The organism is Actinoallomurus acanthiterrae, assembly GCF_054775715.1.
Genome location: NZ_BAAHCO010000001.1, coordinates 4732225 through 4752769, shown reverse-complemented (window position 1 = coordinate 4752769; position 20545 = coordinate 4732225). Strand labels below are relative to the sequence as shown.

Annotated in this window: 14 protein-coding genes and 1 pseudogene; 10 read left to right on the top strand and 5 right to left on the bottom strand. The window is 63.7% G+C overall.

Translation table 11 applies throughout. The features are described from left to right. Window positions 1–30 precede the first annotated feature (30 nt). From ACYVF7_RS22800 to ACYVF7_RS22770, 7 genes are all read left to right on the top strand, one after another. Complete coding sequence (locus ACYVF7_RS22800; protein WP_460344068.1) at window positions 31–1038, top strand: type I restriction-modification system subunit M; 1008 nt, start codon at window positions 31–33, stop codon at window positions 1036–1038. Beyond that, complete coding sequence (locus ACYVF7_RS22795; RefSeq protein ID WP_460344065.1) at window positions 1035–2012, top strand: HsdM family class I SAM-dependent methyltransferase; 978 nt, start codon at window positions 1035–1037, stop codon at window positions 2010–2012. Before ACYVF7_RS22800 ends, ACYVF7_RS22795 begins: the two co-directional genes overlap by 4 nt. After that, complete coding sequence (locus ACYVF7_RS22790; RefSeq protein WP_460344062.1) at window positions 2009–3217, top strand: restriction endonuclease subunit S; 1209 nt, start codon at window positions 2009–2011, stop codon at window positions 3215–3217. Before ACYVF7_RS22795 ends, ACYVF7_RS22790 begins: the two co-directional genes overlap by 4 nt. After that, window positions 3214–6381: a type I restriction endonuclease subunit R gene (locus ACYVF7_RS22785; protein WP_460344059.1), complete on the top strand. Its 3168-nt coding sequence runs from the start codon at window positions 3214–3216 to the stop codon at window positions 6379–6381. Before ACYVF7_RS22790 ends, ACYVF7_RS22785 begins: the two co-directional genes overlap by 4 nt. A 120-nt stretch (window positions 6382–6501) precedes the next feature. Continuing rightward, a complete protein-coding gene (locus ACYVF7_RS22780) occupies window positions 6502–8070 on the top strand; it encodes a serine/threonine-protein kinase (RefSeq protein ID WP_460344056.1) in 1569 nt (522 codons plus the stop codon). A gap of 162 nt (window positions 8071–8232) precedes the next feature. After that, complete coding sequence (locus ACYVF7_RS22775; protein WP_460344053.1) at window positions 8233–9165, top strand: hypothetical protein; 933 nt, start codon at window positions 8233–8235, stop codon at window positions 9163–9165. After that, complete coding sequence (locus tag ACYVF7_RS22770; protein WP_460344050.1) at window positions 9162–9692, top strand: hypothetical protein; 531 nt, start codon at window positions 9162–9164, stop codon at window positions 9690–9692. The genes ACYVF7_RS22775 and ACYVF7_RS22770 overlap by 4 nt, the downstream gene beginning before the upstream one ends. 160 nt (window positions 9693–9852) lie before the next feature. On the opposite strand, the gene ACYVF7_RS22765 is transcribed toward ACYVF7_RS22770, so the two are convergent. The 3 genes from ACYVF7_RS22765 to ACYVF7_RS22755 are packed head-to-tail and all read right to left on the bottom strand — an operon-like array spanning window position 9853 to window position 16942. After that, a complete protein-coding gene (locus ACYVF7_RS22765; RefSeq protein ID WP_460344047.1) occupies window positions 9853–12438 on the bottom strand; it encodes an RNaseH domain-containing protein in 2586 nt (861 codons plus the stop codon). Further along, complete coding sequence (locus ACYVF7_RS22760; protein ID WP_460344044.1) at window positions 12432–15779, bottom strand: hypothetical protein; 3348 nt, start codon at window positions 15777–15779, stop codon at window positions 12432–12434. The genes ACYVF7_RS22765 and ACYVF7_RS22760 overlap by 7 nt, the downstream gene beginning before the upstream one ends. Continuing rightward, window positions 15776–16942 (bottom strand): restriction endonuclease-related protein, encoded by a 1167-nt coding sequence (locus ACYVF7_RS22755; RefSeq protein WP_460344042.1) that lies wholly within the window; start codon window positions 16940–16942, stop codon window positions 15776–15778. The genes ACYVF7_RS22760 and ACYVF7_RS22755 overlap by 4 nt, the downstream gene beginning before the upstream one ends. Window positions 16943–17207: 265 nt before the next feature. Here ACYVF7_RS22755 and ACYVF7_RS22750 point away from each other — a divergent pair, with 265 nt between their 5' ends. Then, window positions 17208–17687 carry a transposase domain-containing protein gene (locus ACYVF7_RS22750; RefSeq protein WP_460344039.1) on the top strand — a complete coding sequence of 160 codons (480 nt, stop codon included), beginning with the start codon at window positions 17208–17210 and terminating at the stop codon, window positions 17685–17687. After that, window positions 17585–18091, top strand: coding sequence for a hypothetical protein (locus ACYVF7_RS22745; protein WP_460344036.1), 507 nt, complete (start codon window positions 17585–17587; stop codon window positions 18089–18091). Before ACYVF7_RS22750 ends, ACYVF7_RS22745 begins: the two co-directional genes overlap by 103 nt. A gap of 209 nt (window positions 18092–18300) precedes the next feature. Here ACYVF7_RS22745 and ACYVF7_RS22740 read toward each other — a convergent pair whose 3' ends face one another. Next, on the bottom strand, window positions 18301–18798 hold the full coding sequence (locus ACYVF7_RS22740) for a hypothetical protein (protein WP_460344033.1): 498 nt from the start codon (window positions 18796–18798) through the stop codon (window positions 18301–18303). A 406-nt stretch (window positions 18799–19204) separates the two neighbouring features. On the opposite strand from ACYVF7_RS22740, the gene ACYVF7_RS22735 reads away from it, so the two are divergent. After that, window positions 19205–19405 (top strand): cupin domain-containing protein, encoded by a 201-nt coding sequence (locus ACYVF7_RS22735; protein WP_460344031.1) that lies wholly within the window; start codon window positions 19205–19207, stop codon window positions 19403–19405. Window positions 19406–19818: 413 nt separating this feature from the next. On the opposite strand, the pseudogene ACYVF7_RS22730 reads toward ACYVF7_RS22735, so the two are convergent. Next, window positions 19819–20043, bottom strand: a pseudogene (locus ACYVF7_RS22730) (cytochrome ubiquinol oxidase subunit I); the annotation flags it as partial. Between the last annotated feature and the right edge of the window lie 502 nt (window positions 20044–20545).

The window sequence follows — 20545 nt, the reverse complement described above, 5'->3', positions numbered from 1 at the left end:
GAGCCCCGTCAGGAACGGAAAGGACCCCCGGTGGACAGTAACAAGCACACGGAGTTGGCGAACCATGCCTGGTCCGTCGCCGATCTATTGCGCGGCGACTACAAGCAGTCCGACTACGGCAAGGTGATCCTCCCCTTCACCGTGCTCCGGCGCCTCGAATGCGTCCTGGAGCCGACCCGGGACAAGGTCCTCGAAACGGTGGACCGGTTCAAGGACCAGGGCTATGACATGGAGCGCTTCCTGAGGAAGGCGTCGGGCCACGCGTTCTACAACACGAGCAGCTATACGCTCAAGAAGATCGCGAAGGACCACACGCACGCGGCGACCTATCTGGAGCAGTACGTCGCGGCGTTCTCCCACAACGCCCGCGAGGTGCTGGAGAAGTACGAGTTCACCCGGCATATCCGGCGGCTCGACGATGCGAAACTGCTCTATCTGGTCGTCGGCAGGTTCGCGGACCTCGATCTGCATCCTGAGGTTGTCTCCAACCACAACATGGGCTACGTCTTCGAAGAACTCATCCGCCGCTTCGCCGAGCAGTCCAACGAAACGGCCGGTGAACACTTCACGCCGCGCGAGGTCATCGAGCTGATGGTCAACCTGCTCGTGGCCCCCGACGCGGACCTACTCAGTGTTCCCGGCACCGCCCGCAGGGTCCTAGACCCCGCCTGTGGTACGGGCGGCATGCTCAGCGCAACCGTCGACCACATCACCGCCCTCAACCCGGACGCCACTGTCGAGGTGTACGGACAGGAGCTCAACCCCGAGTCGTGGGCGATCTGCGTGTCCGACCTGATGATCAAAGGTCAAGAGCCGGACAACATCGCCTTCGGCAACTCCTTCTCAGACGACGGCCACAAGCGAGCGACGTTCGACTACCTGCTGGCCAACCCGCCGTTCGGCGTGGAATGGAAGAAGGTGAAGGACGCCATCGAGGACGAGTACAAGACCCTCGGTGAATCGGGCCGCTTCGGCGCCGGCCTGCCCGGATCAACGACGGCTCGTTCCTGTTCCTCCAGCACATGCTGGACAAAATGAAGCCGGTGGCTCAGGGCGGCAGCCGCGTAGCGGTCGTCTTCAACGGCTCCCCGCTGTTCACCGGCGCCGCCGAATCGGGCGAGTCACGGATCCGCCAGTGGATCCTGGAAAACGACTGGCTCGAGGCCATCGTCGCCCTCCCCGACCAACTGTTCTACAACACCGGCATCTCGACATACTTCTGGATCCTCACCAATCGCAAGGACGCCGACCACCAGGGCAAGGTCGTCCTGCTCGATGCACGCGATTACTGGCAGAAGATGCGCAAGTCGCTCGGCAACAAGCGCAAGATCATCATGCCGGACCACATCACCGAGATCACCCGCCTGTACGCGGAGGCGCTGCAGGTGGCCGCAGACCCGGAGCACCCGCTGCACGGCAAGGTCAAGGTGTTCCGCAACGAGGACTTCGGCTACCGCCGGATCACCGTCGAGCGCCCGCTCAAGCTGCGGTTCGAACTGACCGAGGAGACCCTCGCCGCGCTGGCCGCCTCAAAGCCGGTCCAGAAGATGGCCGAAGCCGATCGTTTCATCGCCGCCCTGCGCCCGCTACTCGGTTCCACCTGGCCGACCAAGGTGCAGGCGATCGACGCCCTGCGCACCGCCGTGGTCGAGGCCGGCCTAATGTGGCCGGGCGGCACCCCGTTCGCCAAGGCCCTGCGCGACGCCATCGGCATCCGCGACCCGAAGGGCGAGGTTCAGCTCATCAAGGGCACCCCGGAACCCGACCCCGAACTCCGCGACTACGAAAACGTCCCTCTCTACGAGGACGTGGAGGACTACCTCAAACGCGAGGTCCTAACACAGGTCCCTGACGCCTGGATCGACCACACCAAACCCAAGGTCGGCTACGAGATCCCCTTCACCCGCCACTTCTACGTTTACGAACCACCCCGCCCGTTGACAGAGATCGATACCGAGTTGAAGGCGTTGGAGGCGGAGATCCAGACGCTGCTTGGCGAGGTGACGGAATGAGCCAGTCCAGTCTACGTCTGAAATATCTGTATCGAGTGATCGATCATCGGGCAGGAACCGACCAATCGCCGCTGCTCGCGGTGTCAATACATCGCGGCGTTGTGCCCCGCGCCAGCATTACGGATGATCTTCCTCGAGCAGAGGATCTAAGTAACTACAAGCTATGCGATGCCGGCGACATCGTCCTAAACCGCATGAGAGCATTCCAGGGCGCAATTGGCATTAGTCCTATGCGGGGAATCGTAAGTCCCGATTACATGGTTCTCCGGCCTCAGGGTGATGTCGAACCGCGCTATCTTCATCACTTTTTTCGCTCGGCATGGTTCGTCGGGGAGATGACATCACGCTTGCGCGGAATCGGCGGGACCGAGAGCGGATCAGTCCGCACACCTCGAATAAACCCGGAAGACCTAGGAGAGATCAGGGTCTTCATTCCGCCACTACAGGAGCAGCGCCGCATCGCCGACTTCCTCGACATCGAGACCGCCCGCATCGGACAACTTGTAGACAAATTTGTGCGGCTACAAAGCGTGCTGATCGAACGCGAGAAAGTAGCACTCCCACTTACTGTCTCCGGATCGCGCCTACGAGAAGGAACGATCGCAACAGAGGTACCCTGGTTCCCTTTTATGCACCCAGACGCAAAGCTCATACCCCTAATTAGATTGCTCCAGCTTCAACGAGGCGCGGACCTATCCGAAAATCAACGCATCCCAGGTGAAGTACCAGTTATTACCACCGCAGGAATCGCTGGCTGGCACAATACGGCACTCGCGCAAGGCCCAGGTGTTGTCATTGGGCGATACGGATCCGTTGGAAACGTACACTGGATAGATACTGCGTATTGGCCCCATAACACGACCCTTTACGTGAAGAGCTTCAACGACAACAACCCTCGATATTGTTATCATATATTGCGTTCGTTGCCATACGAAATGGAGCAGGCTCGAGCTGCGGTCCCCGGAGTAAACAGGAACGACCTACATCGCCAGTTGGTACCGATAGTGCCGCATGAGCTACAGAGTCGAGTTGTGAAGCAACTGGATGACGAAATGGCACAAATAGCGTCTGCTCGGCTACAAATTAAGCGAGCAGAGACCCTCCTCAACGAGCGCCGCCAAGCGCTCATTACCGCCGCCATAACTGGACAGATCGACATATCCACCGCAAGTGGACGAGGAATAATGGAGGGAATCACATCATGAGCCCCGCCCATTCCGAGTCAGCGTTCGGCGATGCGATCGTTGCGGTCATGACGGAGCGCGGCTGGAGAGAAGGTCGGCCGCAAGATTACCGGGCGGATCTCGGGCTCGACACCGGTGAGCTGTACACCTTCATCGGCGCCACCCAGAGCGACGCGTGGGAAGAGCTTATCGCCCTCTACGGAAACGACACCGACGCGGCACAGAAAGGGTTTGCCCAGCGACTGGATCAGGCCATCGCGACCGATGGATTGCTGGACGTGCTACGCAACGGCGTGAAGGACCGTGGCGTTCGGATCCGGGTGGCGTATTTCAAGCCAAACCTCGTCCTCTCCGACTCTGTGCTCGACAAGTATCGGGCGAACCGCCTGACCGTCGTCCGGGAGCTGGAGTATGCAGCCAAGCAGGCCGACTGGGGGCACCGGCTCGACCTCACGTTGTTTCTAAACGGCATCCCCATCGCAACGGCGGAGCTGAAGAACCCCCTCACCGGTCAGGGCGTCGAACAGGCAAAGGAGCAGTATCGCTCCGACCGCGACCCGACCGAAGTGATCTTCGCCAAGCGCGTCATCGCGCACTTCGCGGTCGATCCCGATTTGGTATTCGTCACGACGAAGCTGCGCGGCCCCAAGACGGAATTTCTGCCGTGCAACACTGGTTCCAACGGTCCCGGCCGGCCCGGCGGCGCAGGCAATCCCTCTCCGACCGCGTTCGGCGCGTACGCCACCTCGTACCTGTGGGAGCAAATCTGGCAGCCAGACAACTGGCTGGACCTCCTCGAACGCTTCGTCCATCTGCAAAAGATCAAGACCCCCGGCGGACAGACGACCAAGAAGATCATCTTTCCGCGCTATCACCAGTGGGACGTCGTCAAGAAGCTCACCGCGCACGCCGCCCGGCACGGCGCTGGCCATAACTACCTCGTCATGGCGTCGGCCGGCTCGGGAAAGTCGAATACCATCGGCTGGCTCGCGCACCGGCTCAGTGACCTGCATACCCACACCGATCAAAAGGAGCTGGACCCCAAGGCTGTACAGTGCGGGCTCAAGCCCGGTGAGCCGGTCTTCGACAAGGTCATCATCATTACCGACCGTCGCAACCTCGACACGCAGCTCCGCGAAACGGTCGGCAGCTTCGAGAAGACGGCCGGCCTGGTCGTGAAGATCGACGAAAAGCATGGAGCGAAGTCCGAGCAGCTGGCGCGGGCGCTGTCCCGCGAGACCGGGAAGATCGTCACGGTCACGTTGCACACGTTCCCGGCGCTCATCGACTACATCAAACGCAACCCCACCGAAATTCACGGCAGCAAGTTCGCGATCGTCGTCGACGAAGCGCACTCGTCGCAGTCCGGCGACGCGGCGAAAGCCGTACGGGCGGCGCTGCGGAACCTGGGCCTGGACTCCGACTCCGAGGAGGCTGGCGCCACAACCGTCAAGGCGAAGCTGGAGAAGCGGGCCAAGCAACGCAGCCAGGCGAAGAACCTGTCATATTTTGCGTTCACCGCCACGCCGAAGGCCAAGACGCTTGAGCTGTTCGGCATGCTGGAGACCGTCGATGGGGAGCCGACGTACGTGCCGTTCCATACGTACTCGATGCGGCAGGCCATCGAGGAGGGGTTCATCCTCGACCCGCTGCGTAACTACGTCACGTACAACACGTACTGGAAGCTGGTCAACGAGAACCCAGACGAGCGTGAGGTCGACCCGTCGAAGGCGAAGCCGCTGCTCGCGCGCTTCGCCGTCACCCATCCCTCGACTGTTGCCCAGCAGGCCAAGATCATCGTGGAGCACTTCCGCAAGCACACGGCGGGCCGGCTGGGTGGCCGGGCCAAGGGGATGGTGGTGACCAGGTCCCGGCTGAGCGCCGTGCAGATGTCCCGGGCAATTAAGCAGCACATCGACGACATGGGATACGGCATCGGCGTGCTGGTTGCGTTCTCCGGGCCACTGACGTACGAGGGTGAGGAGACCACCGAGTCGAAAGAGAACGGCGGTCTGCCGGAGAGCGCGCTGCCGAAGGCGTTCGCCTACACCCGCGCCGACGACAAGGCGACCCGCTCCGGCGGCAAGGGCCAGCCGGAGTACCGGCTCCTGGTGGTCGCCGAGAAGTACCAAACCGGCTTCGACCAGCCGTTGCTGACGACGATGTACGTCAACAAGAAGCTAATGGGCGTCTCGGCCGTGCAGACCCTCTCACGCCTGAACCGGACCGCCGAGCGCAAGGCCCAAGGCGACTTGGCCGTCCTGGACTTCGTCAACGAGGCAGAGGACATTCAGAAGGAGTTCCGTCCGTATTTCGAAGAGGCGGAGACGTTGCCTTCGGATCCGAATCTGCTGTACACCGCGCAGAGCCGGGTCATGTCCGCACCGATTCTCGTCGAGCAGGAGATGCAGGACTTCGCCGCGGCGTATCTCACAGCCGAAGAGAAGGCCGCCGGCTCGTCGGCGAAGTGGGCGAGGCTGCACGCCGAGTTGTATCGACACCTCGCCCCAGCGGTCGAACGCTTCACCGACCTCGCCGACAGCGAGGAGGAGGACGACAAGCAGACCGCCGAGAAGTTCCGCGCGGACCTGAACGACTACGTCCGCAAGTACGGCTTTCTCGCCCAGATCGTCCCGTACCGCGACTTCGAATTGGAACGGCTCTACCTATACGGCCGGCACCTGCTCAACCGGCTGCCGCGTCGCGCGGACGGCGGCGTCGACATCGGCGAGATCGACCTGAGCCACATGCGAGTGGAGCTCACCGGTGAGCACGACATCAGCCTCGTCCCGGAAGGCTCCGCGGTGCTGCCCGGCTTCTCTGACGGCTCCGGCGGCGGGAAAGAGCCGGAGAAGTCCTTGTTGTCGGAGCTGATCGAGCGGTTCAACGAGAAGTTCGGCACGGACTTCACCGAGCAGGACGTCGTACAGCCGTTCGAGGAGGCTCTCGCCGACCCGAAGGTGCGGCAGGCCGCCGTCGCCAACAACGACCCGGATAACTTCGGAGTCGTGTTCGACGACGTCTTCGAAGACAAGATGGCCGACCACATCGACACCATCGCCGACCTCGGCCGCCAGTACTTCGGTACGGACAAGAGCTTCAAGAGCTCGCTCAACAAGAGCGCCCGCAACGCCGCCTGGCGGCTCATCCGCCAGCAGGAAGGCGTCATCGACGACGTCGCTTGAACGGGCCCGTCCAGAGGCCCCGAACTCCAGACGTTCGGGCCTCTGGACGGATGATCTCCATACCGCGACACTTGCTCCGTAACCGGGCGAACACGAGTGGAGACAGGGGAACGGGTGTTAATGCAGCCGATCGCCGGACGCTACGAACTCACCGAGAAGATCAGCGCCGGCGGAATGGGAACGGTCTGGCGCGGCTATGACTCCGTTCTCGACCGCGAGGTGGCCGTCAAGCTCATCCGCCGCGACACGGTCGCCTCCACGGAGCAAGCGGAGGAGTTCGCCAAGCGCTTCCGCCGCGAGGCGCGGGTCACCGCCCGCATCCGGCACCACGGAGTCCCGCAGGTGTACGACGCCGTGCTCGACCACTCCTACGACCGCCTGTACCTGGTGATGGAGCTGGTCCAGGGCATCTCCCTGCGCGCCTTCGTCGATCCGGCCGAGCCGCTGCCCGTTGCCTGGGCCGCCGCCATGGCCGCGCAGATTGGCACGGTGCTGTCCCACGCTCACGCCGTTCCCGTTGTCCACCGTGACCTGAAACCGGACAACGTCATCGTCGCTGACGACGGTACGGTGAAGGTGCTCGACTTCGGCATCGCAGCCATCCTGCGCACCGACGCGACCAAGCTGACCGTGACCGGCCAGGCGATCGGCACCAGCCAGTACATGGCGCCCGAGCAGATCAGGGGCGCGCAGATCACACCGCGCAGTGACCTGTACGCCCTCGGCTGCATCCTGCACGAGTTGGTGTGCGGACAACCGGTGTTCACCGGAAGAACCGATTTCGAGTTGTGGCAGCAGCACATCTCCGCGCCACCGCGCCCGCTGCGTGAACTGCGCGCCGACGTTCCTGCCGAGCTGGAGCGCCTGGTGCTGGAGCTGTTGAGGAAGAACCCGGAGCAGCGGCCGGTCGATGCGTACGCAGTGTACGAGCGGCTCCTGCCGTTCCTGCCTACGCCGAGCTCACCGCTCCCTGTCGGGGAGGAACGACCGCTCGACCTGCCTGATCCGACGGTGATGTACCGGCGCCCGAACGCGCCGCGTCCACGTCCGCAGGCATCGCCAGCGGTCCCCACGCCGACAGTCGTCGAGCAGAATGCTCATCCGACTGCCGTTCCCAGCACCCGGCTACGCGATGCCATCAAGGCCGCCGTCGAGGCGAGCGACGGGCTGCTGGGCAACGAACGCTTCGCCCAGGCCGCGGACGTGCTCCAGGAAGTGATCGTCCCGGCCGCTGATGCGCTCGGCGCCGAGAGCCCTCGCGTGCTGAAGCTACGGCTACGCAGGGCTGCGATCCTCGTCATCGGCGGTGCTTTCCGCAATGCCCTGCCCGAGTTCGATGCCCTGGCCAGCGCGTACATCCGCACCGAGGGATCGGCCAGCCCGGACGCGCTGGTATGCCGTCGACAGGCCGCGTATTGCCGAGCGGAACTCGGCCAGGCAACGGCAGCGCTACAACAGTTCCGCGAAGTGCTTGACCAGGTACGAGCGCAAGAAAGCGATGTCTCGGAGACAGCCCTCGAACTACGCCGCAACATCGGCGCGCTCCTGCTTTCGGAAGGGGACACAGACGCCGCCGCAGAAGTCCTAGAGCCACTCTTCCAAGACCTGTGTGTGGTCTACGGTCCAGACCACGAGGACAGCCGGGAAGTTCAGGAAATGCTAACTCGTCTGAGACTTGCAGATGGCTGACTTATGCAGGACCCGGAACGGGCAGCAAAAACTTGCTAATCTCAGAAAACGATGCTAGCGAAATAGAAAGTATGGCAGTCTATTGGCCTGGCGGTGCGACTCCAAGAATCGGCGAAGATATGACAGATGACGGCCGCAGGACCCATGCGAGAGGATGACCGTATGGAGAAGCCCGAGCGCGAAGTGCTACCGAGCGTGTGTCTGGTGGCTGCGACAGCTTCTAGTTCAGGACTTCCTCATCGTCTGCTGAACCAAGCGAGTATCCCGTTCGTAGCGGCGCACCCCGACCCTCACTGGTCAGGAATTTCCTCGTTGCCTGAGACGCTTAGCGATTGCGGATTGATCATTATCTTTATCGAGGACCGGCGCTTGTCGCCTGAAGTGTCGGCCCTGATCGCTGCAGCATCGAAGATCTCCAGGCCTGTTCTCCTGCTGGCCGCAACTCGTGAAGTAGTCGAGGGATGGCCTGCCGCTCTCCATGATCTGCCTGTTGTCTTCGCCGACGGTGACCCGTCGGCGGTCAGCGCCCGCCTTCGCGCAACAGTTCGAGTCCTTGCAGGCGATCTCAGGGCGACGCTCGTACCTCAGCGGGATGCCATGGTTGCTTCTTTGGACGCAGTTAAGATGGCGCGCCGGAATCGTCATGATGAGCCTGCCTATCGAGCGCAGTCTGAAACCGGGCACTTGCCTGTACCTGTAGCCGAGGAGCGGTACAGCGACCTTCTGGTGCAGGCGAGAGAGGATATTGGCGCATTTTTGGAGCGACGCCTTGGCGCTCGCCTCATGCCGAAACTTGAAAGCCGGGGCTGGGATGCTGCGGTTTGGGTTGACGCGCTACGATCTCCCACCTTCAACCCCGTCCTAGTGATGTATGCGTCGCGGGTCGAGCAGAAAGACGATCTCCGCGATAGCCTGCATGATCTTAGGCTCCCACTGGCTCTGTTTATCATTGACCACGCGGAGCCGGATTGGGATGTGGCTGAGGACTACGTCATTGTCACTGTAGGTGTAGACAAGCTTGCTCAGCTCAACAAACGGCAGTTCACTAGGCTGCTGGTAAAGGCGCGTGACAGGCTGGTGCACAGCCAATCATGACGCCGCCGTTCGCCTCGCGTGTGAAGCGAGCCCTCAGTGAACTAGATCAAGCAGACCACAACACCGGCAAGGGCATGCGCCTACAGCACGTTGTGGAGCTGGTTCTCAACTCGGCGCCCGGCATACAGGTCATCGACCGTAACCGTCTGGACGTTTCACAAAGCGCTGAGACGGATCTTTGGCTAACCCATGAAAGGCGTATCAATCTTCCTTTCACGGATCCGCTCGTGCCGGTTGAGTGCAAGAACGAGAACCACAATGCTTCATCGGCTCAGATTCGAGAGTTCTCTACCAAGATCCGGCAATCCGGCGGTTCCGACGGTCTCCTAGTTGTCCGCAAGGGTCTGTCAGGAGAGGGGATCGACCGCGCCCACAATGCTGTGCAGATGGCGCTGGCTGAAGGCGTACGCATACTAGTGCTAACATGCGCCGACTTGTCTAACCTGAGCAAACCTAGCGACTTTGCGGTGCTGGTGAAAGCGCGGTATGTCGAGTTGCGAATCCACCGAACGTATCTCAGCCTGTAACAAATCAGGACGGCATTCAAGGCGGGCAGTATTTCCCTATTCGGCTTCACCCGTCGGGCCTGAGGGACTGAGATGAATGGGCGTCAAGTCAGCGGTGATGGCTTCAGCCACAATGTTTCGGGCAGGCGGTCTGATACCTCTGCCTACGATCATGTTCGCTTCAACCTTCGCTGTCGATCCCGTTCAAAGCTTCTTGCTCCGGGTTATCGATGCTCGGGCCGCGGTATTCGGGGTGGGACCTGTCTACAGCGCCCGCGATGTGTAGTGGGACGGAGTGGCGGGTTCGGGCGTCCCAGGCGAGGGTCTGGTGGCAGAGTCGCGCTGCGAGTGCAGCGAGGTCTTCTGGGGCGTAGCCGGTCGCTCGGGGGACGGTGATGTGGGTGGCGGTGAAGCTGTGCCAGTCCTTTCGTAGGAGGGCGTGTTGTTCTGTTGGGATTGTGAATCGGGTGTAGAGGCCGCCGATGCTGCCGTCTTGGCCGTAGCCGGTGTAGGCGCGTGATGCCTGGGCGATGTACCAGCTGGTGACACCCGTGCTGGTGGTGCGGTGGTAGAGGTAGTCCTGGGGTTTGGCGGGGCGTTTGAGTGTGGTGCGTCTGCGGGTGGTGTCTTCTACGGGGGTGGGGACTTCGCCGTAGGAGGTGTTGATCGTTACGACGGAGACTGAGCGGTCGGCGGGGAGTAGGGAGTCGCCTGGCAAGGGGCCGTCGCCGAGCTTGGTGTGTTGGAGCCCGGGCCAGATTGTTCGGCAGGCTTCGGCGTCGAGGAAGATGATGATTGGTCGGTCGGCGGGCAGGAGCCGGAGAGCCGATTCGATGTGCTCTCGGACGAGCAGGGCGCCGTCTTGGTGGCGTGCGTGTCCGTTCCGGCCGATAGGGCCGCATCCGAAGGCGGGTTCGGCCTGGGCTTGAGGAAGCCAGTCATGGGAGTGATGGTCGTAGGTGGTCACCCGCCAGGGTTCTCCGGGAGCGGAAGCGGTATGTACGGCGGTGAGCACTTCAACCATCTGGGTGCGGTCAGCGCCGCCGGGTTTCTTGTCGCTGACGCGTTGTTGGCGTAGGTGGATCCCTACCAGGATGGGGCGGCCTCCCAGTTGGGTGACGTGGGAGAGACGGTTGTCGACCACGCCGAGCCGGAAGAGTAGGTCCCGCATGGCGCTCAGCGCTTTGTGGTCGGTTGGTTCAGAGGCAACGTCGCCGACGCCTTCTGGGGTGTTGGGTTCGTCGGTGGACTCGGTGGTGGCTTGGCGGGCGAGGAACTGGGAGACGATGCCGCGGTTGTAGAGCGCGCGCCGGAGATCGCGTTTGTGGTCGTGTCGGGCGCCGTCGCGTTCGCGTTGCTTCTTGGTGGGCTTCGGATTCCAGATGGTTTCCACCCACGCTCCGTTGAGCGTGTCCTCGTTGTCGAGGTGGTCGATGAACTGGAGTTCAGCGTTCCAGTCGACCGGGTTGGCAGAGTCGATGGCAGGAACGCGGCGGAAGTGGACCACGAGCCTGTCGGTGAGGGGGTGGTCCTGGCGGTCGCTGCAGTCGATCGGTGTGTCGGGGGTGGTGGCGTATTGGGCGAGCGTGGTGGCGATGCGCCGGCGGGTGGTGCCGTCGCTGTACAAGACGATGATGCGGGCGCGCTTGTGGCCGGTGGTTAGGACGGCCTGGTCGATGTCGGTTCGGGCGATAGGGCCTTTGACGGGGCGCTCGAGCTTGATGGGTGTGCGGGCGTAGGCGACCTGCTGGATTTTCGGTCGTCGGACGGTTTGGGTAATGTGCTCGGCGAGGATCTTGTTGAACCGGGTGCCGACGCCTTTGCCGAGAGGGTGCTGGCAGGGACCGGGGACGAGGACCCGGACGGGGCCGTTCATGGCCTGGAGTTCGTCATTGGTGGGCAAGTCGATTACTTCCATGCCGCATGCCTCGACGACCTCGGCGGCGTAGTTGCGCACGTATGCCTGCCAGGCTCCATCGCCGGTTGGACGATGGCCGACGGGCAGGCGCAAGATGATGTCTTTGCCGCGGGCGATGAAGGCCGTTCGGGTACGGGCCCAGTGGGTGGCAAGGCGGCTGAAGGTGGGCAGGACGTGGACGGCGAATAGCGGTTCGCCTGGCAATGTGATGACGCGGAAGTCCAGTTTGTGGATGGAATACCCGGTGTCCCTCTGCCGGTTGATGCTGCGTTCGGCCAGGTGGTCCCAGCTGAGCAGGCTTCCGCGGGTGTCCATTCGCCAGCGCACGTTGAGTGGCTGGTTGCCGTTGGGAATGGTCATGGGTGCGCGGGCGAGGCGTTCGGCGAAGGACCAGGCGGCGACGCGGTAGAACCATTGCGGGGCGTGTGGGCGGCCTTGCTGAGATCCGCGCACATAGTCGGCCAGCTGGCGGGCTTGGATCTGAGCCCGGGAGAGGATCGGGGACAGGGTGTCGGCGGCGTCGTCGCCTGTGATCCGGCGTTCCCATGCTTGTACGGCTGTCTTGAGCACGTCGGGGTCGAAGGGGCGGGTGGTGATGGCGACCGCGGGGCAGGCGAGCTCGTCATCGACCGGCTGGTAGCTGTCGGGCATGAGGATCACCGGCTGGCCGGAGACGGCGCTGAGTGCGGTGGCGAGGGCGGCGTAGGCAGGGCGGCGTGGTCTGCTGGTGCCGCCGTCGCTGTAGCCGGGCAGGTTCCGCCAGGCGCGCCCAAAGTCCTCCTCGAGCGGGTAGATGGTCACGGTGCCCAAAGCGGTGTGGGGGAACAAGAACGCCAGCGTGGTCAGCATGAGGACTCCCGGGGAATGTGCCTGTCGGCGAAGGAGAAGAAGGCATCGAGGGTCGTTCCGTAGAGGCTTTGCATCAGGGGAAGGACTCCGCGTTCGTCCCAGTCGGCTTTGAGGTCGCGGATGAGGCGAGGTAGGCCGGATCTTCCTTGCGGGTCGAGGAAGGCGTAGTCGACGAGCTTGATTCGCCCGGGGGTGCCGCCCCGGCGGGCCCGACCGACGAGTTGAATCATGCTGATGATCATTTCGGCGGCCACGGCCTTTTTCGCCCGTGAGGGGAGTGAGCGGAAGTACCGCTCACTCGTGACGATCTGCTCGAAGTACTGGCCCGCGACGCTTTTGCGCCGGGCCAGCTCCTCCCAGGGCGATTCGCTGGGAGCGGCGTCGTCGAGGGCGTGCGCGGCGACGTGAGCGAGGAGTTCGTCGGGTTCGTCGACCATCGGGATCGGTCTGACCGCCAGCCAGATCGACCCGATCGCGGACTTGTTCGTCTGGGGTGCGAGGATGTTCAAGCCGCGTTCGGCGCGGGCCAGCGGGGCGATGAGGATGCGGGCTTTGGGCAGGTGAGAGAAGAATTCGAGCCGGTCACCGGGGACCTCATGCCAGGCGAGATCTACAGGATCGAGTTGTGCGTCGGCTGGATCGTCCCCGAGGCCGGGGCGGATGGCGGTGGCGATGAGCCCCGAGGGAGCGCCGGCCTCGTACAGGCCCTGGGCGAGGTAGCGGCAGCTTTCGTATGAGGTGGTGGCGAGCAGGATCGAGTCCTGGACGCGGTGGGTGCTGGCGGCCTGCAGCGTTTGGAGTTCGTTCCGAAGCCGTGGCCACAGGCGTTTGCCGAGACGCAGGGTCGCCTCGACGCGGTCCTTGCCCGACAGACCGGAGATTTTGATCATCTCGTCATCAAGGTCGGGGATCGGTTCGGCTTCGATCCGTACGGCCTGGTCGACCTCGTCACGGACCCACCAGGTGGGCTCGGTGTGGACGTGGTGGCGGTGGGCGCCGGGGGCGTAGGCCGTAGCGGACATCCCCAGGACGATGCGGGGGTGCCCGCTGTGCGCCAGCGCGGTGATCTGCCCCAGCGTGACGACGTAGGTGTGAGGGTCCCCGCCGAACGCGGCCACGTCCAGACGCGTACGGTGTGGCTGGCCTGGATGGACGTCTTCGGTGAAGGCGAACATCAAACGCCCTTGCGGACCGTGTGGAATGGCCCGCCAGGCGCTGAAGGGTCCAAGGACATCGGCGATGTCCCGGGCGGCTTTGACGCCGACCAGGTTGAGCTGCTGGGCGTTGTGCACGAACCGGTACAGCAGACGGCTCAGCGGCTCGAGGAAGGCGCGGCGCAGCATCCGATCGACCACTTCCGCACGGACCCGTTGGTTCGGAACCCAGTCGTTCAGTTCCTGGTCGAGTCGTCTGCGAAGGTGTGTGAAGCTGCCACCGGTCTGATCGATGTCGATGACATCACGCAGGATCTCGGCCACCGGCCGGACATGACCCGGCAACGTCCAGATTTTGGTGTTCCGATCGAAGATCGATTCGAAGATGCGGCGATGAGCAGGGTCGTGTTCTTGCGGGCGCTCTTGTGAGGTGGCCATGGCTGGATCGCCGGCGAGCAGAGCGCGGAGTTGGGATGCGCACCAGCCGTCCCAACGGCGGGGCAGGATCCATCTTTTGTTCAGCTCGGACCGGCGTTTCTTCGTCCTGCGCTGGTCGGGGCGCTGTGACGGGCCGAGGGAACGGTGGGCCAGGTGCCCGGCGTAGGTTTCGGCGAGATGACGCGTGCGCATGAGCGTGTTGCGCATGTTCTCTTCCAGGACTGGTTTGGCCCGGCCGAAGGCCTCGATGAGCTGACCGTCGAGTTCAAGGAGTGGCCGGTGCCGGATCTGGTTGCCGCGCACGAGGTTCAGGCCGCGTCCGGCGCGTCCCAGGACGTAGGACTGGAAGGCGTCGATCTCATCGGCAACGATGATCTGGCAGCGCCGCAAGATGAGCTCTTCGACCGATATGTTCTCTGTGACCAGACCGGATTCCAGCTGCACGGGAATGTGCAGGCGCCCTTGGTAGAAGTTGGCGTGCGTGGTGACGATGACCTTCGCCGAGCACGCCTGCTCGACCAATCGGTATTTACCGCAGCCGGGACGGAACGGGCACGCGCGTGGCCGGATAGAAGCGGCACGACGTCCATGCCCTGCACGCCCCGGCGGTTCGCGCAGGGGCAGAAGCGATGTGCACGGCTCGTGCCCTGGCGCCCACAGGTCGACCTGCGCATCAGCCGACGCAGTCGCAGGTAGTGCACAGGCGTAATACAGCCGCGCATTGATCCACTGGGCGAACTGGTGATCGGTCGAACGGGTCAAGACCTTGTCGGCTTCATCGATCATCGAATTCGGCGACATCAACGGCACCACCAGACCTGGGCCGGCGAACCCGAGACGTTCCAGGTCCTGCTCGATCCCGTATGCCAGTTCCAAGGCGTTGATGTTCTGGGGCACCAGCAGGGCGATGGGATGGTCTTGCTGGACCGCCCAGGAACCGAGCCCGCGCATCATCACGGTCTTGCCGAACCCGGTCGGTGCCTGAAGCACCTGAAGGTTCCCTGCCCGCAGCTGCATCGCGTCCCCGTCCGGTGCTGCACACGCGGTCTGCAGATGCTCGATGAGCCTGGTGAGATTCTCGGTGCGGAAGGTCTGGCCGGCGTCCTGGTCGAGAGTGACGTTCAGCTCCAGGAAGGGTCGGAGCTTCAGCGTCACTTCCTCGGCCAGCCCAGCGGTACGGACCAGCGGTGGCTGCTTTTCCAGTGGTGCCTGGTGCTCAGCGAGGGTGTAGTGCGCCTCGACTGGTTCGCTCTCGCCTTGTCCGACCGGGATCCGCAGCGTCGTCACATACCGGCCCGGCTCCGCCGGCCTGGTCACGCCACCGGATTCGAGCCTGATGTGATCGAGTTCATCAAGGAGGGCATCAGCAAGGCGGCCGGGATTCATGCCGTGCCGGGCCGCGAGCGTCTCCTCACCGACGAAGACGTACTGGCAAAGGCGCCCGTCATCGGTGAAGTGTGCGAGGTCGGTGCGCAGCGACTCGGCGTTCGCGAGCTTGTTCATCCGATGCCGCAGCATCCGTCCGATACGCCGCTGTTCCTCCAGGGAGAGCCGGGGATACCGCGACCAGGCATCGTAGTTCCCGCTGAGCAGGTAATGGACTCGCTCGATGGCGGTCCCGGACTCCCCCGACGGCGTCTGTACCGGGAAGTAATGTTCGGCGAGCGCGCACGCGCAGGCAATGACCAACGGAAGGACTCGGCCTTCCGTCTTGCCCTCAGCCTCCTCGTCTGGGATGCGGCTGTTCATGCGCGCTTGGCCCGCCGCAGCTGAGCCGCCACCTGGGCGCGTGCCTGCCGCTCGAGCAGCACCTCCAGATTCGGCAGCAGGTCCCGTAGTTCGTCACGTTGTGCCTCGCCCCGGTAATCGGGGATGACGATCGTGCGTGCGGCAGGCGGCTTGGCCCGCAGCGCATCGGCCAGGACGGCCGCCGAGCTGAAGTCCTTGACGTCGAAGTCTTTGCTCCAGCGCGTGGCGAGGATGCGAACGCCGACGTCGACGGTGTCCTTACCGGGCCACAGGCTCGCCTCAAGCCCCTGCCGCTCCTTCTTCTTGAGGTGCTCATACAAGGCGATCTCGGTGAGGCCCGGGATGACGATGTGCCGCCACACGGAGGTCTGGACACGGATACTGCGCAACTCGCCTTCCGCGCGGTACCGGCGTGTCCGGGGCTGACGGGGCACATGGCCGTCCCGGCGCTGCAGCCGCGGCTGATCGCCGTCGCGGCGCACGTAGTAAACCGCGTTGTGCGGAATGAACTGGCATTGCACTTCTGGGCCGCTGACGTGCATCGGCCACCGGCACACTGGGCACGGCCACCAGTACCGCCCCTCGAACACCTGGTCCGCTTCGAACGGTTCGTAGTCGACCGACCGGCGAGACCCCACCTTCGCGTTGAACTCATCCGTCAGCTTCTTCAGCTGGCCTGCGGGGTGCTCGACGACGAACCGGCGATGCGCCGTGTACTCCGCTTCGCTGGCGCCGTCGTAGATCCGCTGGAACGCCTCGTTTTCCACCAGCTCGGCCTGCATCCACGCCCAGGACGGAATCCATTTCCGCCCCGGATCAAGCCCGCCGGCTTTGCCCAGCAGCTCCACGATGTGCTCGCAGCCGTAGGTGTAGACCGCGGAGGTCAACTCACCGTTCTCCAGGACTGAGAGCTCGCCGACCGGATCTTCCGCGAACAACTGCGGGTGAAGATCGCGTAGGGGGTGGGCCAGTGCCGCGATCAGCGTATCCGGAGTATTTGGCCCCTGCCCCGGACCGCAGATCGACATCACCACCCCGGTCATCCGCGCGACCTCACGCCATGCCGCCAGCTGCTCGAAACGGCACGTCCAGGCATAACCCGCCCGAACGGCGGCACTGACCAGCGCCCTCCGGCGCAGCATCTGCTCGTCTGCAGGCAACATCACTAAACCCCCGTCACACTTCATTAAGTGACCACGACAGAGCTTTCCGTGACGAGGAAGTCTGGCGTATCGATCTGGAGGGCGCCGACACGCCACGCCGATCGCGACGACATCTCAGGAATGCCGTCCATTCCTTCGCGACATTTCACGAGCCTGAGCCGTGCTGCCACGCGGCAATCGCCCGCATTTGCGTCAATCAAGGACCGGAGTTGGACATAGTCCAATGCCGCTAACTTTGTGACCGGCTCTCCTCTATGATCTGCTTGTGGCACGAGCAGTGCAGCAGGTCAAGGCGGGAGCCGAGGGGCGCCTGGCGGAGCGGATCGGGATCGGTGTGCTGACTGCGGCGTTCGCTCCGGACGTGGTCGATGCCGTGGCGGATAAGTGGGATGCTCATGAGCGGCGGGTTCATACGCTCCCGGCCCGGGTGATGGCCTATTTCGCGATGGCGATGATCCTGCACTTCGATGTGGGCTACGGCGAGGTGTTGGCAATCCTCTGGAAGTGTGGACACTCCGATCGCCACGACTTGCGAGATGTCCGTGAGCATGCAATCACTTCGCGCCCGCCCCGAGGCGGCACGTCGTTCCAGATCGCGAATAAACACCCCACCCAGAGAAGCAACACACTAGCCTTCCCCAGATGGAGCAGGACCTCACCGACTACGAGCACCTCGGCGATCCAGACGCTGAGCATGTATTGGAGCGCCGAGATCAACGGCGGCAACAGTCCCTCGTCGAGATAGCCGAGGCGGCGAAGCGGGCAGCGGCCAAGATGCCGCCGTTCAAACCAGAACAGATCGCAAAGTTAAGAGCGATCTTCCAAGCCACTGCGCAGCAGTCCGAAACCGAGCTCATGCGCTGGCGGCTTCGTCTGTACTGCGGCCACGTTGTCGAACAGACCGCACACAGAAGCCACAAGACCATCCACCAGGCCTTTACCGGAAGCTCCCGATGTCCCGAATGCAGCCTATCTCCAGCGATGATCATCGCGGCTAAGCCGCTGGGCACAGCTGGTACAGCACCCGTGGCCACCTCGACGCCCCGTACCGAGGACCGTCCGCGGCGTCGCACACGCAAAGAACTTGAAGCGCGTATCGTCGAACTTGAAGCCGAGAACGAAGCTCTGAGGCGAGAGTCCGGCGGTTGAAGTCACGGCATCGCACGGTTGCTCCCGATCCTTATCCACCGACGGGTATGTCTGCGTCGGATTCAACGGATAAAACGTCCCCGCATCGGCCTTGAACTCTTCGGGCAAGACCTTGATTGCCGCGCAGGACCACTCTCACCGCAGACCCCCGTGATCCAGGACGCTCAGGGGTGTCTGAACCTGGGGGAATACCCGCTCACCATGGCGGATCAGTCAGGCAGGCGCCCGCCCAAGTCCGCCCAGTGCTGCACAAGCTCCTTCTTGACGGGAGCGGCAAGGACCTCGGCGAGGTCCTCCTCGGCTTCCCGAGCCGCTCGATCGCTCGTCTCGCGGACGCGGTCGGCGAGCTCTTCACCGATGGCATTCGAACCCGGCATAAGGCGCTCCATGAGCTCACGGTGGGAGCCACGTAGCCGGCTCTCGCTCTCGTCGACCGCTTGCTGGTTGATACGGATCTCATCAGCGCGGCCCAGATCGGCTACGTGAATAGCGTCGAGCGCAATGCCGAACCTGGTCGCGATGCCATGCCTCAGCGCGATACGCAGCAGGTCGTTGCTAAAGACGCGGCTCTCAGTGGGCTGCCAATCGAGCCGATCGAGGTCAGCACCATGCTTAACCGCAGCTTCCAAGGCAGCACTGCCTGGAAGATCGGACCACTCCAGCGTTGCTGTAGGTCGGAGTCGGTAGAGCATCGGAACGTCCTTCATCTCTAGGCGATGGCCTCGACGCTATAGGCATGCACCGACATTCCGTGCCAACCTCGGCCTCCACCGCGTCACCCCACCGGAGGGCACACACACCTGACCGCGGTCGACCGGCGGCACGCAGGCATGCGCCCGAGCACGCGGAGATAGCCGCGACGGTCCGCGAGGGTTTCGGTCACGTGACCACTGCAGGTATCGCACGCGTTCGGACGGGGGATGGGTGCTCGGCGGGTGCTCGTAGGTCGCGGTACGGCCCGGCAGCACCCGGTACAGCCCGCGGCCGATGCACCGAGAAGCAAATGGCGAACGCGGATCAAATGGCACGTAGTGGTACTGTGAAACAGGACGTGGTAGCGCGCCGAGTAGGGAATTTCTCCAGAACTGTGGACTTTTAATCCATAGGTTCTGGGTGGGTGCCTGGTACGGCGAGGACCTGCAGCACTACCTCGAAGCACGCCAGGGCGAGTTCATCTACATCCCGGCCAGCACCCCGCACATGCCAGTGAACCTCAGCGACAGCGAGCCAGCCGAGGTCGTGCTGGCCCGCACCGACCCGCGCGAGCAAGAGAGCACCGTGCTCCTGCCCGACCTGGAACACCAGCAGCTGTGAGGCCGGGCACCGGGCTCTAGACCTTCCGGCAATCGGCAGAGGGATGGGGCGGCCGTCGTCCGCCGCCGCCTCCAGCCACCCCAACCCGGGCCCTGGCGATCACCCCACAGGCCGGGGGCCAGGTCGCGCCGTCTCTCCTGCACCTCGGCTACATCGCCCTCGAAGTGATCAAGATCATCGCCCTGCTCGCCGTCGGCGTGCTATCGCTGGCCTGATGCCAACAGCAGGTGACCATGCATACCGGCGTCATCCAGACCCACGCGACCCGATCGGACGAATCACGCCGCTGTTGTCGGCCCAGGCGGTGAGGGCCGTACCCACCCGGCGGCCGTGCGCATCGAGGTGCCCGCCGACGAACCAGGTTGGAGTGGAAAACGCCAGCCGGGGGTAGTCACGCTCTTGACGGGAGTCGCTCATGGTATGCCCCTCCTTCCTGCTTCGTTGCGCGCCGCAGGTGTCTGCGGTGTGCCTCTGGTTCCCGCGTAGGGGTGGTGGAGGTCGAAGGCGGGGCGTTCGGAGCGGATGCGGGGAATGGCGGTGAAGTTGTGGCGTGGTGGGGGGCAGGTGGTGGCCCATTCCAGGGAGTTGGCGTGCCCCCAGGGATCATCGGCGGTGACGTGAGCTGCGTGGCGGCTGGTGAAGACGTCTCCGCGCTCGCGCGGCTACTGCCCCGGCACCGTCGACAGCATCTGTTCATCACATCACGAACACACCTGCGCTGGCACGCCGACCTGGTGAAACGACGCTGGACCTACCCCAAACGCAAGCCGGGACGACCACCGACCCGGCCCTCGATCCGGCCCCTGGTACTGCGGTTGGCGACAGAGAACCCGACCTGGGGATATCGCCGCATCGCTGGCGAGATCACCGGTCTGGGCCGGAAAGTCGCCCCAGCCACCGCCTGGACGATCTTGAAGAAGGCCGGGTTCGATCCTGCACCCCGGCGCAGTGACCCGACCTGGGCACAGTTCCTCAAAGCCCAGGCATCCGGAATCTTGGCATGTGACTTCTTCAGCGTAGAGACGATCACACTCGCCCGCCTCTACTGCTTCGCGGTGGTCGAGCATTCCACGCGCCGTGTCCACGTGCTGGGGGTCACGGCGAACCCGACCGCCGGCCGGGTGGCTCAGCAAGCCCGCA